The organism is Planctomycetota bacterium, assembly GCA_039182125.1.
Lineage (GTDB): Bacteria > Planctomycetota > Phycisphaerae > Tepidisphaerales > Tepidisphaeraceae > JBCDCH01.
The window spans coordinates 1-20,158 of sequence record JBCDCH010000047.1 but is presented as its reverse complement, the minus strand read 5'-3'; the positions used below and the strand labels follow the sequence as shown (position 1 = coordinate 20,158).

Below are 20,158 nucleotides of genomic sequence, written 5' to 3'. Positions count from 1 at the left end.
CGGTTTGGTTCCGGCATGTTCAGTAAACTGAACAAGCCAGGCCTACTCGACGACTCGGACGGTGCTTTCGCCGGGTTTGAGCAGGTCGTAGATCAGGGCGACGTCGTCGGGGAGCAGGCGGACGCAGCCCATGGACGCGTTTGTGCCGATGGTCTCGGGCTCGATGGTGCCGTGGATGCCGTAGGACTGCTGGCCGACGGCATCGCCTTCGATGCCTTCGAGGCCGATCCAGCGTTCGCCCAGCGGGTTCTCCGGATCGTCGGCCGCGACGACTTCGCCCGTGCGGGGGTTGGTCCACTTGGGGTCCTCGACCTTGCTGGTCGTGCAGCGCCAAAGTCCGGTCGGCGTCGACGAGTCCTCGCCCAGGCCGACGGGCAGCGTCGTGACGTACGTGGAGCCGGGACCGCCCGGGCCACCCAGGTAAAGGTCGAGCGTAAAGTCGGACTTGTCGACCACGGCATGGAACGGCCCACGCACGGCCTTGATCCTCTGGCCAACACGGATGCGGTTGGGGTTCTCGATGCCGTTGATGCGGGCCATGCCTTGCCAGGGCACGTCGAAGGGCCGGGCGAGCCGGGCCAGCGCGCCACCCGACGGAACCTCGACGACATCGACCAGGGGGTCGGCGGGGTCGACCTCGGGCGAGAGGATGAGTGTTTGTTGCAACTCGGCGATGGCTTGCTTGAGCTTTTGGGGATCGCGGAGGTTGAGATCGCCGGCGACGAGGCGATCGTTGAGCATCGTGCGGGCCTGCACCCGTTTGCCGGCATCGGCGAGTTGGCGAGCCTGTTGCAGAAACGCCGGGTCGAGCGCGGCCGTCGTCGATCGGACCGTCGGCGTCGCAACGGCAGCCTCCGAGGGCTCGGGTGTCGGTGGTGTGGCGATGACGGTTTGGATTGTTCGGCTTTCCGTCGTTGATGCGTCGTCCGCCGGTGTGCTTTCGACTTCCGTCGTCGGCTGCATCAGCTTGAGTGAGTCGGCCGAGGTTTCGGGGGATTCCCGGAGAACGATCCATACCGCGGCCACGAGTGCGACGGCCAAGGCGAGGGTGGTGAGGATCGCCGCGGTGGGGCGGCGGCGGTGGCTTTTCTTGAGCTTCAACTGTGGCATTCCGTCTCCATCAGCGGCGTGGGGTGAAGTGGCCGCGATGGTAGGGGAAGTCGTCGCGGCTCGAAACACCGTCCCGAAACACCGGGTTCCCGAACGTCGCCTCCGAACACCGCTGCGCTCAACAGCTCAATGCCGCTTCCTTGACCCGCTCGAGCTGCTGGGCCATCGCGATCTGCTGGGAGTCCTGAGCCGCCGCACGTTGTTCAGGCGTGCTGTTGCGTGACCAGGTGCCGTCGGCGGCAAGGTTCCAACTATGGTGTTCGTCGGCGATTTGCTGGCTGAGCAGTTCATCGAGCCGGGCCTGGAGTAGCGTGCTTTCGACCGGCGTGATCGCTTCGACCCGCCAGTCGAGGTTTCGGCTCATCCAGTCGGCGCTGCCAATGAAGTACTGCTGGTCGCCGGCGTGGTGGAAGTGGTAGACGCGGCTGTGTTCGAGGAACCGGCCGAGGATGGATTTTACGCGGATGTTATCGCTGAGCCCGGGAACGCCGGGGCGGAGGCAGCAGAAGCCGCGGACGATCAGGTCGATCTTCACACCGGCCCGGCTCGCGGCATAGAGCTCCTTGATGAGCCCCTTGTCCTGGAGTTGGTTCATCTTGGCCCGAATCCGTCCGGGCTTGCCAGCCTTGGCCTGCTCGGCTTCGAAGCGGATCAACTCGACGAACCGGTCGCGCATGTTCACCGGCGCGATGAGCAGCTTGGCGTAGTCGCGTTTGAGCGATCGACCGGTGAGGTGGTGGAAGAGGTTGGTGATGTCGGTGCAGATGTCCGGGTCGGCGGTGAACAGGCCCAGGTCGGTGTAGAGCTCGGCGGTGCGGGCGTTGTAGTTGCCGGTGCCGATGTGGGCGTAGACCTTTGGGCCGCCGGATTCCTCGCGGACGACCATGGCGGTTTTGGTGTGGGTCTTGAGCCCGACGAAGCCGTAGACGACATGCACGCCGGCCTTCTCCAGGGCTTGGGCGATCTGCACGTTCCGCTCCTCGTCGAAGCGTGCCTTGATCTCGACGAGCACCGCGACCTGCTTGCCCTGTTCGGCGGCACGAATCAGGGCCGGCACGAAGTTGCTGCCTCGGCTCGTGCGGTACAGCGTCATCTTGATCGCCAGCACCGACGGATCGTCGGCGGCTTCGAGGATGAACCGCTCGACGCTGTCGGCGAAGTCTTCGTAAGGGTGGTGTACCAACACGTCGCCACGGCTGATGACGTCGAAGATGTTGGCATCCTCGTCCGCAAACCTCGGCGGCGTCGTCGGTGTCCACGGGTCGAACTTCAAGTCCGGACGGTCGATGTCGATCAGTTGGAACAGGTCGTCCATGTCGATCGGGCCGGGCAGGGTGTAGATGTCTTCCTCGGCCGTGCCGAGCCCGTCGACGATCATCTTCCGCATGGCGGGGTCCATCGCCATGGGCAGTTCGAGCCGGACAACGCCGGCCATGCGTCGCTTGCGGAGTTCCTGCTCGACCATCGCCAGCAAGTCGTCGGCGTCTTCCTCGTCCATCTCGACATCGGCATTGCGGGTGACGCGGAAGAGATGGTGCTCGACCACGGTCATCCCGTGAAAGAGCTGTTCGAGGTTCGCGCCGATGACGCCTTCCAGCGGGACGAAGGTGCGGCGTAGCGCGAGTTCGCCGTCGACATCGCTGGCTTCCGGGTTGGGCGTGACCGGCACCCAGCGCGGCAGGTTCTCTGGCAGCTTGACCCGCACGAAGCTGGGCGTGCCGTCGGGGCCCTTGAGCATCACGCCCATGCTCTTGCTCAGGTTGCTGATGAACGGAAACGGGTGTCCGATGTCCACGGCCAGCGGCGTGAGAATCGGGAAAACCTGCTTGGCGAAAAACGCGTCCGCCTCAGCCCGTTGGCTCGGTGTCAGGTCGGCGTAGCGGCGGACGCTCACGCCTTGTTTCTTCAGCGCCGGGTGGAGGTCTTCGAACCAGCACTCGTTCGCTTGCCGGAGCAGTGGGCGGATCTTGGCGTGGATGGCATCGAGCTGTTCACGGGCGGTGAGACCGTCCGGGCTGAGCTTGGCCTGCTTGGCAGCGAGCTGCCGCTGGAGGCCGCCGACGCGTTTCATGAAAAACTCGTCGAGGTTGCTCGCGAAGATCGCAAGGAAACTCACCCGCTCGAGCACCGGTTTGGTCGGATCGCCGGCCAGTTCCAGCACGCGGGTGTTGAAGTCCAGCCAGGACAGTTCCCGATTTAGCAGGCGTGGTTGATCGACGGCCTGCACGTTGTCCGAACCCGCGCTTTCCATGCAAAAGCATACCCCAAGATCGGCGGGGAAATGTTAACGGCTGGCAATTCGTGGGGCCAAACAAACACATCGCCAGGCGACACCATTTTCCTGTCACCGCCGATTGGCCGGTTCGAGGAATCGCGGTGTCGCATGGCGATGGCTTCCGAGTTAACGACGGGCAAGCCCTGCGTTACTTCTTGCGGCGATCGCGCCGGGCTTTGCGCTTCTTACTTCCAACCTTGCGGCGACGTCGGGGCTTGGGCATGCGTCAATCTCCAAATAGTTCGGCTTGTGGACTCAAACGGGCCGACACCAAGGCACAAGCCATGGCGTGGCGGTCGGGAAGTGTAGGACCGTCGAAAGTGCTGCGACAACGCAGCATTCGTTCGGCCACGTTTCGTTGACCAGGCCTTGGCAAATTCGTTATCTCGCCGCGTTTCCCGTGGCGCCTCTCACCCGTCACGGTCCGCCGACGCGATTCACATGACTACACCAAACGTCACCGAAGAATCCGGCCCGATGTTTCAGTGTGACGACTGCGGCAAGCAGTGGCCATGGAACGATGCCATCGCCGGCAAAAAAGCCAAGTGCAGTTGCGGAACCGTCATGCTCGTGCCCACCGTTCCGCCGGAACGCGAGGTGGACGACTTTGACGATGACGCGGGCATGTACGACTTCGCCGACGATGACGAAGACGATCTGCCGGCCGTCGGTGGGAAGGTACGCCACTGTGGTGGGTGCCAGAGCGAAGTCGCGACCGACGCGGTGATCTGCACCGCCTGTGGGTTGGACTTTCGGACCGGCAAGAAGGTCGGGGCAGTTCCTACCCCGCAGCCGTCGGCCGCGCCGACGGGTCTGGGGGTCTGGGCGCGACGGCGGCACCGCCCCCACGCCGTCCCGTGACGACCGGTGACAGCCAAGGCGAGGCGGCCGCGCTGCTCAAAAAGCTCGGTCTGCTCGCCGTCGTCGTCGTGGTCTTCATCGGCGGGTTCGTGGGCATCAAGACTTTCATGGGCGGCGAGGATCTCTCCAAACTCCACCCCAAGGATCGTGCCGCGCGTGAACATATAGACTCGTACACCACGGTCGAAGCACGTGAATGGCTGACCGGTAGCAAGCGGACGATGCTCAGCGGCATGACCGACTACCAGGCCGAGCATCGGATCGATCAGTGGTACAACATGGGGGCGAAAACCGTGTACAGCTTCGGCGGCGGCATGAGCATGAAGGTGATATTCGAGCTGCCCGACGATCCTGCCAAGCGGGAAAAGCTGTTTGCCTGGCGTGCAAGCTGGTACGCGGAGATGTTCGAGGAGGCACTGCCGGACGAGGGCCAGCAGTACATGGTCGTCAAGCTCCGCCTGTAGCGTTTGGCCGGGCCGCCAGACGCCCCATGCGGTGTTTCCTGCAAAAATATGTATGCTCGCGGCGTGCCTGATACGAAGCTCAAATCCACGTTGATCCCCGGTGGGTACCAGTTCGCCGGCGTTGCCGCCGGGATTAAGAAGAAAGCCGGTGAGCTCGACGTCGGCCTGATCGTCAGCGATAAGCCCGCCGCGATCTCCGGTGCGTTCACGCAGAACACCGTCGTCGCGGCCCCGGTGGTCTTCGCCAAGGATCTCGTCGGCGGCGGGACCGTGCGGGCCATGCTCGTGAACTCCGGCAACGCCAACGCTTGCACCGGCAAGCAGGGCGAGCGGGATGTGATTGCGTCGCAGAAGCTGTTGGCGAAGAAAGTCGGCTGTGCCGTCGGCGAGGTCATGCCCGCCAGCACCGGCATCATCGGACACCCCTTGCCGATGAAAAAGCTCGAGTCCGGCATCGGTAAGGCCGTCGATGCCCTCGGCGACGGCATCGGCGATGTCGAGAACTTCGCCAAAGCCATCCTCACGACCGACACCACGACCAAGGTGTCCGCCGTGTCCGTGAGCATCGGCGGTCAGCCCGTCAAGATCCTTGGCATCGCCAAGGGCAGCGGGATGATCGCGCCGCACATGGAAGTCATGCGGGCGGCCCGGCCCAAGCACGCGACGATGCTGGCGTACATCCTCACCGACGCCGAGATGCCCGCCGCCGCCCTGCGCAAGCTTTGGCGCGACGCCACGGAAGAGACGTTCAATCGCGTCACCGTCGACCGGGATACATCCACCAACGACACCGCGGTGCTCGTCGCCAATGGCGCGTCGGGTGCGAAGATCAACGACGTGGAAGCGACGCGTAAGTTCCGGACCGGGCTGGAGAAAGTCTGCACGGAACTTGCCCGGAAAATTGCGTCCGATGGCGAAGGAGCATCGAAGTTGGTAACGGTCAATGTCACCGGAGCGATCAGCGACGAGGCGGCCGAGAAGATCGCCCGAGGCATCGCCGACAGCCTGCTCGTTAAGACCGCCCTCCACGGCAATGACCCGAATTGGGGACGGATCATCGCGGCCGCCGGTGCCAGTGGCGGGGAGTTTGATCCGAACCTGGCGACTTTGAAGATCGTAAAAACAACGGTCTACGCGAAAGGCAAGCCCAAGCCGTTCGACCCCAAGGTGGTGAGCAAGGCCATGAACGCCAAGGAAGTGGCGCTCAACCTCGCTTGCGGCCAGGAAGAAGGGGCCGCCACCGTGTGGACCTGTGACCTAAGTAAAGACTACATCACGATCAACGCCGAGTACTCGACCTGAACCGGTCGCTCGGCACCGTGGCTCCTAAGTCCACGGGATCGCGGTGACCCGAGCGAAACGGAGCGTTAATCGTATGAAGAGCCAGTTGTTATTCGGAGCCGTCGTCCTCGCCGCAGTCGGCTTGTTCGTGTATTCGGCGACCATCGGTCAGGCTCGCGCCAGTGCCGATGTGAAGCGCCTGCCCGCGCCCGAGACAAACCTCGAGGAGCAGGGCGATACGGCCGAGGCCGTGTTTGCCGGCGGGTGTTTTTGGTGCGTCGAGGCGTACTTCGAGCCGTTGCGTGGCGTGACGGATGTCGTGTCCGGCTACGCCGGCGGCAGTGCCGGTGACGCCAATTACAACGCCGTCTCGGCCGGCAGGACCGAGCATGTCGAGGTCGTGAAGGTCACCTATGACCCGTCGGCGATCACCTACGGGGACTTGCTGCACGTGTTCTTCACGCTGCACAACCCGATGGAAGGCAACGGCCAACGCCCCGATTACGGCCCGCACTATCGGCCCGCTGTTTTCTACGCCGATGCCGATGAGAAGCGTGTCGCCGGTGCGTACATCGAGCAGCTCAACGCGGCCGGTGTTTTCGACGGACCGATTCAGACGGGCCTTGAAGAGTTGATCGAGTTCTTTCCCGCCGAGGAGTATCACCAGGACTTCGCGGCTCGAAACCCGAACCATCCCTACATCGTCCGTTGGTCGAACCCGAAGGTCGTGAAGCTCAACAAGGCCTTCGGCTACCTCATCGGCGAGCCGATGTCCAAGATCGAGCGTTCCGAAGACGAGTGGCGCGAACTGCTCACCAGCGAGGAGTTCTACATCCTCCGCCAGGACGGCACCGAGCGTCCGTTCACCAGCCCGCTCAATGATGAGAAGCGTGACGGCATGTACCACTGTGCCGGCTGTGAGATGGCGCTGTTTTCCTCTGAGGCGAAGTACGACAGTGGCACCGGTTGGCCCAGCTTCTACGAGCCGGTCGCGCCCAACGTCATCGCCGAGAAGGAAGATCGTAAGTTCGGCATGATTCGCACCGAGGTCGAGTGTGCCGGCTGCGGCGGCCACCAAGGCCATGTCTTCAACGACGGCCCCCGTCCGACCGGTCTGCGTTACTGCATCAACGGTATCGCGCTGGACTTCAAGCCGGCCGGATAAGTTGTTTTGTCCCCATCCGATGGCGGAAGCGTGATGTGTTTGTTCACGCTTCCGCCGTCTTGGTTTTGTCACTTCACACCCGAGCGTTCAACCCTCACACTTCCGCTCATGTTCGCACTACTCCTCGCACTGTTTGCAGCGCCCGCCACCCAGCCGGCCCAGGCCACCACGGACGACGCGCCCGATGTCGTGATCGTCTTGACCAACCACGCCGAGCTCGGTGACACGGGCCAACCGACCGGGTTTTTCCTGTCCGAAGCGGCGCACCCCTGGCAGGTTTTCATCGAGGCTGGCTATGACGTGATCATCGCCAGCCCCGAGGGCGGGCTCGCACCGATCGACCCCAAAAGCCTCGATACCGACGATGCCGCCAACGCGGCGTTCCTGAAAGATCAAGAGGTGCAGGGTGAATCGGTGATGACCGTGGCGCTGACCGACGTCGATCTCGCCGACACCGATGCGATCTTTTACGCCGGCGGACACGGCACCATGTTCGACCTGCCCGACCATCCGGCCGTCCTTGCCGTGACGGCTGCGGTCTACGAGCAGGGCGGCGTCGTTGCCGCGGTGTGTCACGGCCCGGCCGCGTTGGTCAACGTCAAGGTCGGCGGCGGCTACCTCGTTGCCGGCAAGCGCGTCACCGCGTTCACCAACGCCGAGGAAGACGCGGTCGAGCTGACCGATGCGATGCCGTTCCTGTTGGAGACCATCCTGGAAGAGCGTGGGGCGACGTTTGTCCCGGCCGACAACTTCGAGGCCAACGCCGTCCGCGATGGTCGCCTCGTGACCGGCCAGAACCCGGCCAGCGCCGAAGCTGCGGCGAAGCTGGTCGTCGAAGCGCTCAGCGAATGAACCGCCTACCGATCGCCATCGGGGCCGAAGACCGCCTCGTGAAGGAGATCGACCGGATGGACGATTTCCAACGTGTCGCCGCGTTGGGCTGCGGTCGCGCGTAGGTGTGTCGCACAGCCGACATTGCCCATCGCGGCGATGTCGGCTTTAGTTTCGGCGATGTGATTGAGCTTGCGGTGTGCCAGTCGCTCGGCCATGCCCGGTTGCGTCAGGTTGTAGGTGCCCGCCGCTCCGCAACAGATCTCGCTTTCGGTCAGCGGCACCAAGGTCAGTCCTGGCACCTCCGCGAGCAAAGTCCGCGGTTCGGCCGTTACCTTCTGCGCGTGGCACAGGTGACACGCGTCGTGGTACGTCACGGTGCGTCGGACCTCGTGCTTCATTTCCGGCATGCCCAGGTCGGTGAGCACCTGCGTGACATCGCGCACGGTCGCCGCGAACTGCCTGGCCTTCTCGGCATACGCCGGGTCGTCCGAGAGTAGGTTGGCGTAGTCGTGGAGCATCGCCCCGCAGCCGGCAATGGTCGTCGCGATCATCTCCGGTCGGTCTTTTTCGAACGCGTCGATGTTTTGGCGGGCCATCCGTTTCGCATCGTCGGTTTCGGCCGCGTGGTGGTGGATCGCACCACAGCAGGTCTGCGCCTTGGGCACCAAGACGTCGGCCCCCGCCGCGGCGAGCAACTCGACCGCTTTGCGGTTGACGTCGTTGAACATGACCGAGCCGATGCAACCGGGCAGGAAGCCGACCTTCGGCTGCGGGGGCGGCTTACCGACGCTGCCCGGCGCGAGCGCGCCGATGAGGTTGCTCACGCCCCCCGACCGCGAACGCTCCGGCAACGGTTTGGGCCAAGCCTCACCGGGACCGAGCATGGCCTCCATCTTGCGAAACGATCGCGGCAGCAGCCGGGGCAAACCGAGACCACGCACCAACCCGTAAAGCTTGAGCTTTTGCAACACCCGCGCCGGCAACAGCGCGAGCTTGAGCCGGGTCGGTTTCGTGAGGACATTGAGGAAGAACCAACGTGTGAGCCCGCCGCCACCGACGGTCGGATCGACGCCGCTCTCGTGCAGTTTGTCACGCGTGTTTTCGAGTAGCTGGTGGTAGACGACGCCCGAGGGGCAAGCCGTCTCGCACGCTCGGCAGTTCAGGCAGCCGTCGAGGTGACCCTTGACCGAATCGTCGTAGGTCACATCGCCGCGGTTGAGCCCGAGCATGAGCATGATCCGCCCACGCGGCGAGTCGGCCTCGTCGAACGTTTCGGTGTACGTCGGACAGGCCGGCAGGCAAAGCCCGCAATGCACGCACGCCTCCCCGGCGGCGACGGCGCCGTCGTCGAGCTTGATCGGGTTGTGGGTACTGCGTTGGTCCACGAGGTGAGCTTACGAGATCGGAAGGGGCGGCAGTGTGTCGTCGGGGTCGAAGCGGTGCTTGAGCCGGGCGAGCAGCGGGCGGACATTCTCGGCCACGTCCCAGCGGGTAGGCTTGCCGTCGGTGTACACAACCGCGTTGCCGCCGTGGCTGGCCAACTTGTCGGCAAGGGCGTTCGGATCATCGGCATTGGCCACGGCAATTCCGTGAACCGGGTCGACCGCCCACGTCGGCGCGTCCGAAGATCGAAGCGCCGCAACCGCCGACGCCGGTGGCAGGGCGACGCGCAGATTGCCGACGGGCGGGGCGGGCCAGAGTTGCCTGCGCAGTTCGTCGGCCCGGTCGAGCCCGATGCCGCGGATGCGGTCGATCGCCGGCCCGTCCATGCCGTCGCGGAGTTCGGCTTCCCAGAACGCGAGCTGACGTCGCTTGCCGATGTAGCCGAGCGTGAGGCCGTTGGTGTGCGCGATGATCCATTGCGGCCGGAGGTCGGTCTGGATGATCCCGTGGACGAACGCGTCGTCGCCTTTTTCGAGGTCGGCGATGAGCGCGCCGTCGGGCAGACGGTGGGTGCGGGTTGTGAGCGTCACCGGCGTACCGAAGCAGCCGGCCGAGCCGACGAGAAATTTGGTGAGGTCGTAGCCCGCGACGTTTTTGACGGTCATGCCGCCTGCGCTGATCAGTTCGCCGCGGCCGTTGGAGAATTGCAGGCCCAACAACAGGTCGCGCCACGCCCCGTAACCGAGCCGCAACGGCCCGGTCGAGTCGGTCAACAGCAGTTCGCCCAACGTCAATGCGGGGTCGCCGTCGATCGGCAGCCACTGCCCGCCCCTGGCCAGTTCCGCGTTGGCGGCCTCTAGGGTGACATCGGCCGCGAACGTGGCATACATGTCGCTGGCGAAATGGACCAGCGTCCCCGGCTCGGTCAGCGGTGTGCGTGGTTCTCGGGTAGGCGCAAGGGCGTGGGCCACATCATCATGGTGGCACATGGGCGGCGATTGTCACGCCCAAGGAACATCGTAACTTGTGCCGGTAATCTGCCGGCGTAACTTGGCGTGCGGTGCGGCGTCAGGGATGTTGGAAAGAAAGTCACCATGGCCCCGACAATCGACAAGCCGCAGCCCGAGCCGGCTCCGCCCAATCTGACTGCGGCTCCCCCCGACATGTCCGCCCCCGACCCTATCCCGACGCCACCCATCTCCGGTCAGAACGACCCCCGCCCGCCCGCGTCGGTACCCGGGTCGGAACTCCCCGACCCGCCGACCACGCCGGCGTCGGTGACCCGCGTGAGTCGCGAGCGCCCCGACTTCGACTACACACCGCCGATGGTCAAACTCGGCTACGTCGTCGCGGCGGTGGTGATCGCCCTGATGTTCATCATGGCCGCAATGTCGGTGATGGGGTAAGAGAAGGCCCTTTGGGATTTATTCGGGTGGTTTCACGATGATTTTGGAAATGCTTGGTCGTAGAATATTCGGGCCGCAGCTCGCTGTTACTCATTTGGGAGATTGAAGTGTCTGCCAAAGTCTACTCTGCAGGAAAAGCCTTAAGCTTGCGTAAGGGTGAGAATATAGAACAAGTGTGGGAATCCTTCGCCACTATGTTCGATCTAAGGGATAGGGCAAATGTTGGGGCGGTCTCATTGGTCTATGGTGGGTACCGGTTTGACGAAAAGGTTCGAGCGGTCAGCGGGGCTCTATCGGCGGGGGTGGGTGATGTCTTTAGGACGACTACATCCCACCAAACACCGCTTTACGCCAAAATCATATCGTGGAAACCGCATGCGGATTTTTCGTTTATCGAGTACTTTTGGATGGAAAACGAAAGTGATCCAAGTAGCCCAAGCCGGACTGACGTATCAGTTAAAGAGCATCCGGAAGGCGTAATGATTGAGATCATTCGCCGTGAAAAAGGTAATGTAAAGACCGGTTTTTTGGATTATCTGTCAGGACGTAAGAACAGTGCCGGGTGGGCTGCTGGACGGCTGGGCCACATTCTCGGCGGCCGATTTTGCGGTGACCTTAAAAACTTGGGTTCGGCGCAAATTGGAAGTTACACTGTTACTCGTGACGATTCGCTGAGGCCGGATTTTCTCGAAACACCTTAGAGGTGATTGGTTGGTGGTGGCGCACTATCCCCGCCGGTCCCTGATGCCGGCGACTTTCATGGGGAGTCCGAAGCAGTCGATGAAGCCGCGGGCGGCGGTGACGTCGTAGCCGTCCATGCTGAAGCTGGCGAGCTCCGGGTCGTACAGGCTGTGCGGCGATTCGACGGCGATGGCGTCGCAGGTACCTTTGTAGAAGCTGAGCGTCACGTCGCCCGTGCATAGTTCGTTGGACTTATCCATGAACGCCTGCAAGGCATCGCGGAGGGGGTGGAACCACTGGCCGTTGTAGACGAGCCGGGCGTAGTCGAGGGCGAGCTTTTCCTTGGCGTGGAACAGGTCGCGCTCGAGGACGAGTTGTTCCAAGGCGTTGTGAGCGCGGTAGAGGGCGGTGCCGCCGGGTGTCTCGTAGACGCCGCGGGATTTCATGCCGACGAGGCGGTTTTCGACGAGCAGTTTGACGCCGACGCCATGCTTGCCGGCGAGTTCGTTGAGTTTCTCAATGAGCGTGTCGCCGGCGAGTTTCTCGCCGTTGACCGCGACGGGGTTGCCGTGCTCGAAGCTGATCTTGACATGCTCCGGCTCGTCCGGCGAAGCGCTGATCGGCTGCGTCATCGTGAGGCACGCTTCCCAGTTCGGCTCGCTCGCGGGGTCTTCGATCTCCGCACCCTCGTGGCTGATGTGCCAGAGGTTGCGGTCTTGCGAGTAGATTTTTTCGCGGGACGACGTGACCGGAACGCCGTGCTCCTTGGCGTAGTCGATGGCGGCCTCCCGGTCGCGAAGTTCGAAGTCCGGCATCTTCCACGGCGCGATGATCTGCAGGTCCGGCGCGAGGGCCATGTAGGTCAGCTCGAAGCGGACCTGGTCGTTGCCTTTGCCGGTCGCGCCGTGGGCGACAGCGTCGGCACCGCACTGCCGGGCCGCTTCGACCTGCGCCTTGGCGATCAACGGCCGGGCGATCGACGTGCCCAGCAAGTAGTCTCGCTCATACGTCGCATGGGCTCGCAGCATCGCGAAGCAGTAATCCTCGGCGAACTCCTTGCGCAGGTCGGCGACGATCACGTCGTCGGCCCCGGACTCGCGGGCCTTCTTCTCGACGCCTTCCAGTTCCGAACCTTGGCCGAGTTCACAGGCAAAGGCGACGCACTGCACGCCGGGGTAGCGGTTCTTGAGCCAGGGCAGGATGACGGACGTGTCGAGGCCGCCGGAGTAAGCCAGCACGATTTTCTTGGGCGCGGTCGTTGCGTCGGACATGGCCGACACGATAGGACGTGCACGGCTTCCCGCCGATCGGACGCGTGCGGCGTTGAAAGGGTTAGTCGCGTCTGGCCCAAATGGCGGTTGTTTACGGGTTGAACTCGTACCACGATGTGTCATTGAACGGTCCGTCGCTCGGGCTTGGCAGAGTCACCATGGCGGACGTCACCCTTTCATCGAGATTCGATATCGATCTGGCCAGCGCCTGGAAGGTCGGCTATCTCAACCACGGGATCCAACTCTCCACCGACGCGATCGACAAGATCGAGAAGGGGCGGCGCATCTTCGAGCAGATCCTCGACTCCGATCGTTGCCGGTACATCTACGGCATCACCACCGGCCCCGGCTCGCGTGCCCACAGCATCCTCAACCCCGAGGCCCAGAACGACCAGGGGCTTCGACTGATTGACTACCTGCCCTCACGGGTCGGCACCGGCGGCCGGTGTTTGTCGCATCACGTGTCCCGTATTGCGGTGATGGCCCGCCTGTCCAACTACCTCGATGGTTACGGCAAGATCCGTGCCGAGACGGTCGAGAAAGTCGTCGGCCTGCTCGAGCATGGCGACGCCTGCGTTCCGTTCGACAGTGCCAACGGACCCGGTGAAGTGTTGCCGTTGAGCTTTCTGCTGAGCCCGATGTCGGGCTGTGAGCTTGCTCCGGGTGAGGCGATGGCGTTGATCAACGGGGCGCCGTTCGCCGTGGGGATGGTGACCGACGTCGCGCTCACGGCACGCCGGCGGTTGATCCTCGCGGTGCGTGTCTTCGTAATGGCGATCGAGGGGGCCAACGCGTGTCTCGATCACTACAGCGACGCGTTGCTGGAGGTCATCGAAGACGGCGACTTACGCACCGCGATCCGGATGATCAACGAACTGCTCGACGGGGTGCCGCCGAACCCCGCGAACTTCACGTCGCGGCCTGGGCAGGCGCCGGTGAGTTTTCGTGTGCTGCCCAACATTCTCGCGTCGGCCGTCCATGCGGTGGGGCGTTCGGAATGCGTGGCGACCACGTCGATGCAAACGGTGGCCGACAATCCGATCTTCCTCCCGCCCAACGACAAGAATCCGGACGGGCAGTTCATTTCGTCGGGCGGCTTTCACAATCATCAGGCCAGCCGGGCGATCGACGGTGTGAACGCGTCGCTGGCCGACTTGTGTTCGCTCGCGTCGAAACAGATCGCGCGGCTGCTCGACGGTCAGGCGTTCGGGTTGCCGCCGCTGTTGATCCCGCCAGGTTCGGGGATCATCGGGATGGAGTACCTGGCCTGGATCCAGAACAGCCACGCCGAGCGGGCCAAGGACAATGCCCGCCCGTCCGTGTTGTCGCTCGGTCTGGAAGATCCTCACGGCGGGCAGGCAGACGTGGCGTCGTTCACGTTCACGTCATACGAGCGCTACCTCGAAGCCAGCGAGGCGTTCGATGCGTCCATGGCGACGCTGGCCATCGCGGCGAGCCAGGCGCTGCTGCTCACTGATCGGCCGGCTCCGCCCAAGCTGAGTGCGCTGCATGACGCGATTCGGGAGGTCGCGCCCCTGATCGACACCAAGGAAGCCGTCAGCCATCTCGGTTCGAGCCTGCACCTGTTGCGTGACCGTTTTGCCGGCGTCGTCGACGGCCAGCAACGTGATCTGGAGAGCGCGTTGCTGGGCGATCTGCCCGACCACTTCGCCGGCGAACATGTCGAGCATCCGTCGGGCCAGCACAACGACCACTACCGGCGGTACGCGTCGGAACCACCGAACTAGGAAGCTCCATGGCCGCGAACGTCGAAGACCTCTATCCGTTGGGCCACCCCGAAGCCGAGCAGGGCCGGCTCGACCTCCAGTCGCGAATCCACGACCGGCCCGGCCTTCGCGAGGTACTCGCCGGTCGACGTGCCGTGCTTGACCTTGGTTGTGGGATCGGCTCGAACGTGCCGTTGTTGCGGTCGATCGAGCCGGGCATCGACTACACCGGCATCGACTTCGGAGACCAGGCGATCGCCGATGCGAAGGCGAAGTTTCCCGGCGAACGCTTCGAGGTCATGGACGCCACGGCGATGTCGCTGGCCGACGAGAGCTTCGATTTCGTGTTTGCAAATCTCGTATTCTGGGCCATTGGCCGGGACTTTCGGGCTGCGGTGGCCGAGGCGTATCGCGTGCTCAAGCCCGGCGGCGTGTTGTACTCGTTCGAACCTGACGGCAAAACGCTCACGTTTTATCCGCCCAAGCCGGCCATCGAGTCGGCGATCGCGCTTTGGGAAACGGCGATGCAACGCCAAGGCCCGGACCCGTTCGTCGGCCGCAAGGTCAACAACGCCGCCCAGGAAGCCGGGTTCGGGAAAATCGACACGTTTCTCTATCCCAAGATTTCCGTCGGCACCGATCCCGATGGCTACCGAGCGGCGGCGAAGAACCTCAGCGGCGTCTACCTAGGGCCGGGAGCGAAGTTCCTCGGCCTCGATGACAACGACCCCAAATGGATGGACGCCCAGGCACAGTTCGCGCAGTGTGAGCCAGGCGACCTGATTCTTGAGTCCTATTACGTCAACCTCGCGACGCGCCAAGGGTGATGTAGGATTACTGGCAACTGCAACCGCCGCCACCCGGCCTGCCGTTGGAGCGCGGTTCCGAGCTTCCACCAGACCCACCGCCGGGGCTGTTTAAACTACCGCTGCCACCGCCGCGAGCGCTGCCACCTAGTACCGAGTTGCCGACGACCTTTGTCCGTTGGCTTTCACTTGTCGCAGTCGTCTCGCCGTTGTTGGCCCCGGCCCCGCCGCGATCGGACTTTTCACCCGAAGAAGACTCGCCGTCGGATGAGCTGGCTCCGCCGCCGAGGGCGAGTTCGCCGCCACCGCTTTGATGCGGGTTGCCGTGGCAGTCCGGGGCATGCGGCGTCGGGGCTACGGCCGCAGTCATTGGCGGCGGCGTGATGAGTTGATCAGTGAGGAAGACCGAGCCGTGCGCGGATGCACGTTCCAGCGGCCGCACCGCCACGTCGTTGGCCAACAGCAGTGCATCGCCCGATTCGTCCGGCGTGAGCCGAAGCGTGAACCCGCCCACGTTCGGACGGAGTGAGAGCCCGGTGACCTTGGTCGTGTCGAAGACACCCCAAACGATGTGCCCGCCGAGCAATCGCCGCAACTCCGCGTGTCCCGGCTCATCGAGCAACTCGGCCAGCCGGTCATCGCCGAAACCGGCGAACGCCTCATCGGTTGGCGCGAAGACGGTGACGGCGTGTTCGCTGTCGAGCACCCGTTGCATTCCCGCGACGGCGAGGAGACGGAGGAAGGTGTGGTGTTCCCCGGTGACCGACAACGCCTGCCACGCCGAGTCGGAACGCTCCGCCGAAGGTATCCGCATATCGACCGAAGTGCCCTTAGCCGTCGGGACCAACAGGCCGGTGACGGTCAACAACATCAACGCCGAAATGACCTGGAACGCTTGGCCCCTATTCATGGAACTAGGATACATGCGTCGACCCGCTCAGTCACGTTTGAATCTCAATCATCGAACGCGACGGTGCCCTCGTCAATGTCTCCGCCGGCGGTCGCGTCGTCGAGGTCCATGAGGAAGTGAACCCGCTCCATGGACTCGCTGCCGATTGTTTTGCGGAGCAGGTGCTTGGCCCGAGCGACCCCGGTCCGTCGGCTGACGTGTCCGATCACGATCGACTCGTTGTTCAGCGTCGGGAGGATCTCGGCGAACTGATCCATGTGCAGGTGCTTGCCCGCCTTGGCTTTGCGCCGGTGCTCGTCGTCGAAAAACGTGCATTCGGTCAGCAGGATGCGGGCGTTTTTGACCAAGTCGTGCTCGAAGACGGTACCTGCGGACGTGTCGCCGAGGAACGCAATGAGCGGGACTTCGAGCTTGTAGTGAACGTCGACGCCGTCGGTGCGGAGTTGGGCGATCTCGTCGCCGGTGCGGTCGTGGTACTCGGGTTTGAGCTTTTGGCGGATTTCGATGAGCACATAGCCGAGCGAGTGTCGGCCGTGGTGGGTGCGGACGGCTTCGATCGCGAAGTCCTTGCGTACGTCGAACCGCAGCCCCGGTTCCATGCCGACGAGCTCGAACGGCACGTCCTGCCCCTCGAGTCGACGCCACTGGGCCATGAGCCGATCGACGTCCTCGAACATCGGGTCCGGCACGAGGACGGTGCTGTTCTTCATCCCCTGGAAGTGCCGCTGCGACAGGTAATACGCCACCCCGGCAAGGTGATCCATATGGGCGTGGGACACACAAACGATGTCGGACGAGAGCATGAACTGCGGTGCCCGACCGAAGTCGAAGCACACGTTCAGTTCTGGCACTTGAATGACCGTCTCCTCGCCCGCGACCGAGTAGCCAAGGATTGTGTACGGCCCGAACGCCAGCTTGGCGAACTTTTGCACCAGGTACGACTTGGTCGGCTTCTCCAGCGGCTTTCCGAAATGCGAGGCGGCGGACGACATGGACGCCAACGGTAGGGCGGTCAATTAAACAGCAGCACTGGCGAATCGGTCACCGCGCTCAGGGCCGTGATGATGCCGAGCTGACCCGCCCCGGCGGCGATGGTGCAGACGGTGCCGTCGAGCAAATCGATCTTGAACATCCCGAGGATGCCGAAGAACCAGACGAGGAAAATCGCGTGCAGGGCGAAGATTTTGCCATGCACGCCGTCGGGGTCGGTGTCGAACGATTCGAGAAACCACGCCAGCGCGAGAGAGAACGTGCTGACCGCCGCGATCTTCAACGGCAAGCTCGCCCAGTCGACGATTTCGTGATCGACGACCTTCGCCCCGACCACGAACAGCACCGTCCCGAGTCCCGCCGAGAGCAGCGCTTCGATCGTGACGAGGGCATAACCGATGGGCCCCTCGGGTTGTAGTAAGCGTCAGATCAGTGCGGCGGCGAGGACGACGCCGGGGACGACGAACCGCGTGACCGTGTTGCCGTCGTGAGCCTGTTCGACCGGTGCATGCTGCTTGGTCGCGACGACCCCGGCCTGTGCCCGCAAGGCGTCGAGGTTCGGCTTGGCCTTCTTTCACGGTGACCCCGGCTGGCTCATGCCGGACAACATAACAAGTCGGTCCGTACCATGCCCCCGCATGTTCGACCAACTGACCGACAAGCTTTCCGGCACCCTGCGCAACCTCTCGGGCCGGGGCAAGATCTCCGATGAAAACGTCCGTGACGCGATGGGCGACATCCGCGAGGCCCTCCTCGAAGCCGACGTCAACTACGACGTGGTCAAGGAGTTCACCGACGCGGCACTTCGTAAAGCGCTCGGCCAGGAAGTGCTCAAGTCGATCAAGCCGGCCGAGCAGATGGTCAAGATCGTCTACGACGAGTTGGTCGGCCTGATGGGCCCGGTCGACACCCAGGTCTACACCGTCAGCCCCGGCCCGACGATCATCATGATGGCCGGCCTGCAGGGCGCGGGTAAAACCACCACCTGCGGCAAGCTCGCGGCGTTCCTTAAGAACAAAAAGGGTCACCAGCCCATGCTTGCCGCCGTCGACCTCCAACGCCCCGCAGCGGTCGAACAGCTCCGCGTCGTCGGACAACAGGTCGGCGTGCCGGTGTACACCGACGACAGCAAGATCGCCGCCCACGGTGAGGTCGCCAAGGGCGCGGCTGTGTCGGTAGCCAAGGCCGCGGTGAAGGAAGCCAAAGCCCAGGGCCGCGACATTCTCATCCTCGACACCGCCGGCCGACTCGCCATCGACGAGCCGCTGATGGAGGAGTTGTCCGACATCAACAAGGCCGTCGGCCCGCACCAGATCTTCCTCGTCCTCGACGCCATGACCGGCCAGGACGCGGTCGAATCCGCCAAGGCGTTCAACGAAAAACTCGAACTCGACGGGCTGATCCTCACCAAGTTCGACTCCGACACGCGCGGCGGTGCACTGCTCTCGGCCAAGTACGTCACCGGCAAGCCGGTCAAGTTCATCGGCACCGGCGAGAAGCTCGAAAACCTCGACGAGTTCCGCCCCGAGGGCATGGCCCAGCGCATCCTTGGCATGGGTGACATCCTCGGCCTTGTCCAGGAAGCCCAGGATAAGTTCGACGAGGAGGAAGCCGCCCGCCTCGAAGCGAAGATGGCCAAGGGCGACTTCTCGCTCGAGGACTTCGTGAGCCAGATGCAGCAGGTTCAGAAGCTGGGTCCGATGAACAAGGTCATGGGCATGATCCCCGGCATGAGCGAGATGGCCAAGAGCGGCGCGATGGACGGCGGGGCGGTCGAGGGCCAGATGAGCCGGATGCAGGCGATCTACAACTCGATGACCAAGGCCGAGCGGAAGAAGCCCGAGCTACTGGATCAACCCCGCCGCCGCCGCATCGCCGCCGGTGCGGGGGTACAGGTCAAGGACGTCGGCGGGATGATCAAGCAGTACGAAATGAGCCGCGGCATGATCCGCAGCGTCGGCGGCATGGGCGTGGGCAGCCGCATGAAGCTCATGAAAGGCCTGATGGGCGGCGGCCTGGGCGGCCTGAACATGCCCGGCGGGCCGTTGGTGAGCACCAAGCGCGGGACGAAGATGCAGAAGAAGAAGCGGAACAAGAAAGGGAAACGGCGGTGAAACGGGTGACGCATCAGCTCGAGTACGAAGCTGTTGATGCGGAGAACTCTTCAGTTGTGGTCGAAGTGCTTTTGACAGTCTTGTCGATCGGAGCGACGTTCGTAATCGCGTCCATCGCAGTGGGGGTGATAGACGACGCAATCACCCGGCCCGATATTCACTATGGCGGGCCCAATCAGCCTGACATCTTTCGATACGCCGGGATGATGGCCGGTTGCTGCGCATTTTCGATTCCGACCGCGATGTGGCCGGTCATCGCGTTTTTCTACCAGTCGCCGCATCGATGGTTCCGCTGGGTGACACGCCTGTGCGTTGCGGTCCTCTTGCTGTCGTACTTGTCATTCGCAGGCGTGAAACTCATTGGTCTGCTCTTTTTCTAAGCGGAGTTTGCAAGGTTCTCCGTGAGCCGCGAGCCGATGGCTCGCTAGCCGGGCTAGCCCGGCCTTTCGTCGGTTCGGCCAGCGGGTTGCCAGCCTGTGGCTTTGGTGGCATTTGGCCTCACTCGATCACGCCCGCCCGGCCGTATTCACTTGTCAAAGAGCGCAGGTGCCCACTCGTTGTGCCGGGTTCCGCGGGGTGGGGCGGTCGGCGCAACGTTGGCGTTGAGGAAGCCGCAGGCTGCGGCTTCGGGGTCTTGCGGGGTTGTTGAAACCGGGACTTGGTTTCCAGCCGATTCGACGCTCACTCCGCCGTGCGGCTCGCGGCGATTTTGCCCTGGGCTTCTTCCTTGGGGATTTTCACCCATTCGTATTCCTGCAGGACGACGTTCGCGCCGGTCTTGAGATCGACGAACCGGGCGGTGCCGGTGACGCGGTTCTGTTTGAACGAGCCGTCTTTGGTGACGTAGGTCTTGCCGGACTGATTGTCGGTCACTTCGTAG

The 20,158-nt window shown here is 63.5% G+C and carries 21 protein-coding genes; 11 read left to right on the top strand and 10 right to left on the bottom strand.

Features of this window, described 5'->3' with window-relative positions:
• Positions 1–42 precede the first annotated feature (42 nt).
• Positions 43–1,110 carry a L,D-transpeptidase family protein gene (locus tag AAGD32_12560; GenBank protein MEM8875074.1) on the bottom strand — a complete coding sequence of 356 codons (1,068 nt, stop codon included), beginning with the start codon at positions 1,108–1,110 and terminating at the stop codon, positions 43–45.
• Between the two features lie 118 nt (positions 1,111–1,228).
• Positions 1,229–3,361 carry a polyphosphate kinase 1 gene (gene ppk1 / locus AAGD32_12555; protein ID MEM8875073.1) on the bottom strand — a complete coding sequence of 711 codons (2,133 nt, stop codon included), beginning with the start codon at positions 3,359–3,361 and terminating at the stop codon, positions 1,229–1,231.
• A gap of 501 nt (positions 3,362–3,862) precedes the next feature.
• Here ppk1 and AAGD32_12550 point away from each other — a divergent pair.
• From AAGD32_12550 to AAGD32_12530, 5 genes are all read left to right on the top strand, one after another.
• Positions 3,863–4,246, top strand: a complete 384-nt coding sequence (locus AAGD32_12550) for a hypothetical protein (protein MEM8875072.1) — start codon at positions 3,863–3,865, stop codon at positions 4,244–4,246.
• Positions 4,243–4,710 carry a hypothetical protein gene (locus AAGD32_12545; protein MEM8875071.1) on the top strand — a complete coding sequence of 156 codons (468 nt, stop codon included), beginning with the start codon at positions 4,243–4,245 and terminating at the stop codon, positions 4,708–4,710. Before AAGD32_12550 ends, AAGD32_12545 begins: the two co-directional genes overlap by 4 nt.
• A 63-nt stretch (positions 4,711–4,773) precedes the next feature.
• Entirely contained in the window at positions 4,774–6,012 is a 1,239-nt protein-coding gene (gene argJ, locus AAGD32_12540) for a bifunctional glutamate N-acetyltransferase/amino-acid acetyltransferase ArgJ (GenBank protein ID MEM8875070.1), read from the top strand.
• 73 nt (positions 6,013–6,085) lie between these two features.
• A complete protein-coding gene (msrB, locus tag AAGD32_12535) occupies positions 6,086–7,156 on the top strand; it encodes a peptide-methionine (R)-S-oxide reductase MsrB (GenBank protein ID MEM8875069.1) in 1,071 nt (356 codons plus the stop codon).
• A 108-nt stretch (positions 7,157–7,264) separates the two neighbouring features.
• The gene (locus AAGD32_12530) at positions 7,265–8,008 is read left to right on the top strand and encodes a type 1 glutamine amidotransferase domain-containing protein (protein ID MEM8875068.1); all 744 of its coding nucleotides are present in this window, start codon (positions 7,265–7,267) and stop codon (positions 8,006–8,008) included.
• 5 nt (positions 8,009–8,013) lie between these two features.
• Here the strand turns inward: AAGD32_12530 and AAGD32_12525 are convergent, their stop codons facing one another.
• Together AAGD32_12525 and AAGD32_12520 are read right to left on the bottom strand one after the other, a co-directional pair.
• The gene (locus AAGD32_12525) at positions 8,014–9,375 is read right to left on the bottom strand and encodes a heterodisulfide reductase-related iron-sulfur binding cluster (protein MEM8875067.1); all 1,362 of its coding nucleotides are present in this window, start codon (positions 9,373–9,375) and stop codon (positions 8,014–8,016) included.
• 9 nt (positions 9,376–9,384) lie between these two features.
• Positions 9,385–10,344 (bottom strand): FAD-binding protein, encoded by a 960-nt coding sequence (locus tag AAGD32_12520; protein ID MEM8875066.1) that lies wholly within the window; start codon positions 10,342–10,344, stop codon positions 9,385–9,387.
• A 123-nt stretch (positions 10,345–10,467) separates the two neighbouring features.
• Between AAGD32_12520 and AAGD32_12515 the strand changes: the two genes are divergently transcribed.
• The gene (locus tag AAGD32_12515; GenBank protein MEM8875065.1) at positions 10,468–10,779 is read left to right on the top strand and encodes a hypothetical protein; all 312 of its coding nucleotides are present in this window, start codon (positions 10,468–10,470) and stop codon (positions 10,777–10,779) included.
• Positions 10,780–10,886: 107 nt separating this feature from the next.
• A complete protein-coding gene (locus AAGD32_12510) occupies positions 10,887–11,480 on the top strand; it encodes a hypothetical protein (protein MEM8875064.1) in 594 nt (197 codons plus the stop codon).
• A 24-nt stretch (positions 11,481–11,504) separates the two neighbouring features.
• Here AAGD32_12510 and AAGD32_12505 read toward each other — a convergent pair whose 3' ends face one another.
• Positions 11,505–12,731 (bottom strand): argininosuccinate synthase, encoded by a 1,227-nt coding sequence (locus AAGD32_12505; GenBank protein MEM8875063.1) that lies wholly within the window; start codon positions 12,729–12,731, stop codon positions 11,505–11,507.
• 158 nt (positions 12,732–12,889) lie between these two features.
• On the opposite strand from AAGD32_12505, the gene AAGD32_12500 reads away from it, so the two are divergent.
• On the top strand, positions 12,890–14,479 hold the full coding sequence (locus AAGD32_12500) for an aromatic amino acid lyase (protein ID MEM8875062.1): 1,590 nt from the start codon (positions 12,890–12,892) through the stop codon (positions 14,477–14,479).
• Between the two features lie 8 nt (positions 14,480–14,487).
• The gene (locus AAGD32_12495; GenBank protein MEM8875061.1) at positions 14,488–15,285 is read left to right on the top strand and encodes a class I SAM-dependent methyltransferase; all 798 of its coding nucleotides are present in this window, start codon (positions 14,488–14,490) and stop codon (positions 15,283–15,285) included.
• Positions 15,286–15,292: 7 nt separating this feature from the next.
• Here the strand turns inward: AAGD32_12495 and AAGD32_12490 are convergent, their stop codons facing one another.
• The 4 genes from AAGD32_12490 to AAGD32_12475 form a co-directional block, all read right to left on the bottom strand.
• Positions 15,293–16,174, bottom strand: coding sequence for a fasciclin domain-containing protein (locus AAGD32_12490; GenBank protein MEM8875060.1), 882 nt, complete (start codon positions 16,172–16,174; stop codon positions 15,293–15,295).
• Between the two features lie 44 nt (positions 16,175–16,218).
• Positions 16,219–17,166 carry an MBL fold metallo-hydrolase gene (locus AAGD32_12485; GenBank protein MEM8875059.1) on the bottom strand — a complete coding sequence of 316 codons (948 nt, stop codon included), beginning with the start codon at positions 17,164–17,166 and terminating at the stop codon, positions 16,219–16,221.
• 20 nt (positions 17,167–17,186) lie between these two features.
• Entirely contained in the window at positions 17,187–17,510 is a 324-nt protein-coding gene (locus AAGD32_12480) for a hypothetical protein (GenBank protein MEM8875058.1), read from the bottom strand.
• Between the two features lie 78 nt (positions 17,511–17,588).
• Positions 17,589–17,711, bottom strand: a complete 123-nt coding sequence (locus AAGD32_12475; protein ID MEM8875057.1) for a hypothetical protein — start codon at positions 17,709–17,711, stop codon at positions 17,589–17,591.
• A gap of 91 nt (positions 17,712–17,802) precedes the next feature.
• Between AAGD32_12475 and ffh the strand changes: the two genes are divergently transcribed.
• Positions 17,803–19,278: a signal recognition particle protein gene (gene ffh / locus AAGD32_12470; protein MEM8875056.1), complete on the top strand. Its 1,476-nt coding sequence runs from the start codon at positions 17,803–17,805 to the stop codon at positions 19,276–19,278.
• A gap of 5 nt (positions 19,279–19,283) precedes the next feature.
• Entirely contained in the window at positions 19,284–19,658 is a 375-nt protein-coding gene (locus tag AAGD32_12465; GenBank protein MEM8875055.1) for a hypothetical protein, read from the top strand.
• 301 nt (positions 19,659–19,959) lie between these two features.
• Here AAGD32_12465 and AAGD32_12460 read toward each other — a convergent pair.
• Positions 19,960–20,158: hypothetical protein (locus AAGD32_12460; protein ID MEM8875054.1), on the bottom strand; the 199-nt coding region annotated here is incomplete at its 5' end.

Excerpts from the sequence above, each read along its gene's own strand:
- AAGD32_12560 (MEM8875074.1), bottom strand. The coding sequence starts at position 1,110 with ATGCCACAGTTGAAGCTCAAGAAAAGCCACCGCCGCCGCCCCACCGCG.
- ppk1 (MEM8875073.1), bottom strand. The coding sequence starts at position 3,361 with ATGGAAAGCGCGGGTTCGGACAACGTGCAGGCCGTCGATCAACCACGC.
- AAGD32_12550 (MEM8875072.1), top strand. The coding sequence starts at position 3,863 with ATGTTTCAGTGTGACGACTGCGGCAAGCAGTGGCCATGGAACGATGCC.
- msrB (MEM8875069.1), top strand. The coding sequence starts at position 6,086 with ATGAAGAGCCAGTTGTTATTCGGAGCCGTCGTCCTCGCCGCAGTCGGC.
- AAGD32_12530 (MEM8875068.1), top strand. The coding sequence starts at position 7,265 with ATGTTCGCACTACTCCTCGCACTGTTTGCAGCGCCCGCCACCCAGCCG.
- AAGD32_12515 (MEM8875065.1), top strand. The coding sequence starts at position 10,468 with ATGGCCCCGACAATCGACAAGCCGCAGCCCGAGCCGGCTCCGCCCAAT.
- AAGD32_12505 (MEM8875063.1), bottom strand. The coding sequence starts at position 12,731 with ATGTCCGACGCAACGACCGCGCCCAAGAAAATCGTGCTGGCTTACTCC.
- AAGD32_12500 (MEM8875062.1), top strand. The coding sequence starts at position 12,890 with ATGGCGGACGTCACCCTTTCATCGAGATTCGATATCGATCTGGCCAGC.
- AAGD32_12495 (MEM8875061.1), top strand. The coding sequence starts at position 14,488 with ATGGCCGCGAACGTCGAAGACCTCTATCCGTTGGGCCACCCCGAAGCC.
- AAGD32_12490 (MEM8875060.1), bottom strand. The coding sequence starts at position 16,174 with ATGAATAGGGGCCAAGCGTTCCAGGTCATTTCGGCGTTGATGTTGTTG.
- AAGD32_12485 (MEM8875059.1), bottom strand. The coding sequence starts at position 17,166 with ATGTCGTCCGCCGCCTCGCATTTCGGAAAGCCGCTGGAGAAGCCGACC.
- ffh (MEM8875056.1), top strand. The coding sequence starts at position 17,803 with ATGTTCGACCAACTGACCGACAAGCTTTCCGGCACCCTGCGCAACCTC.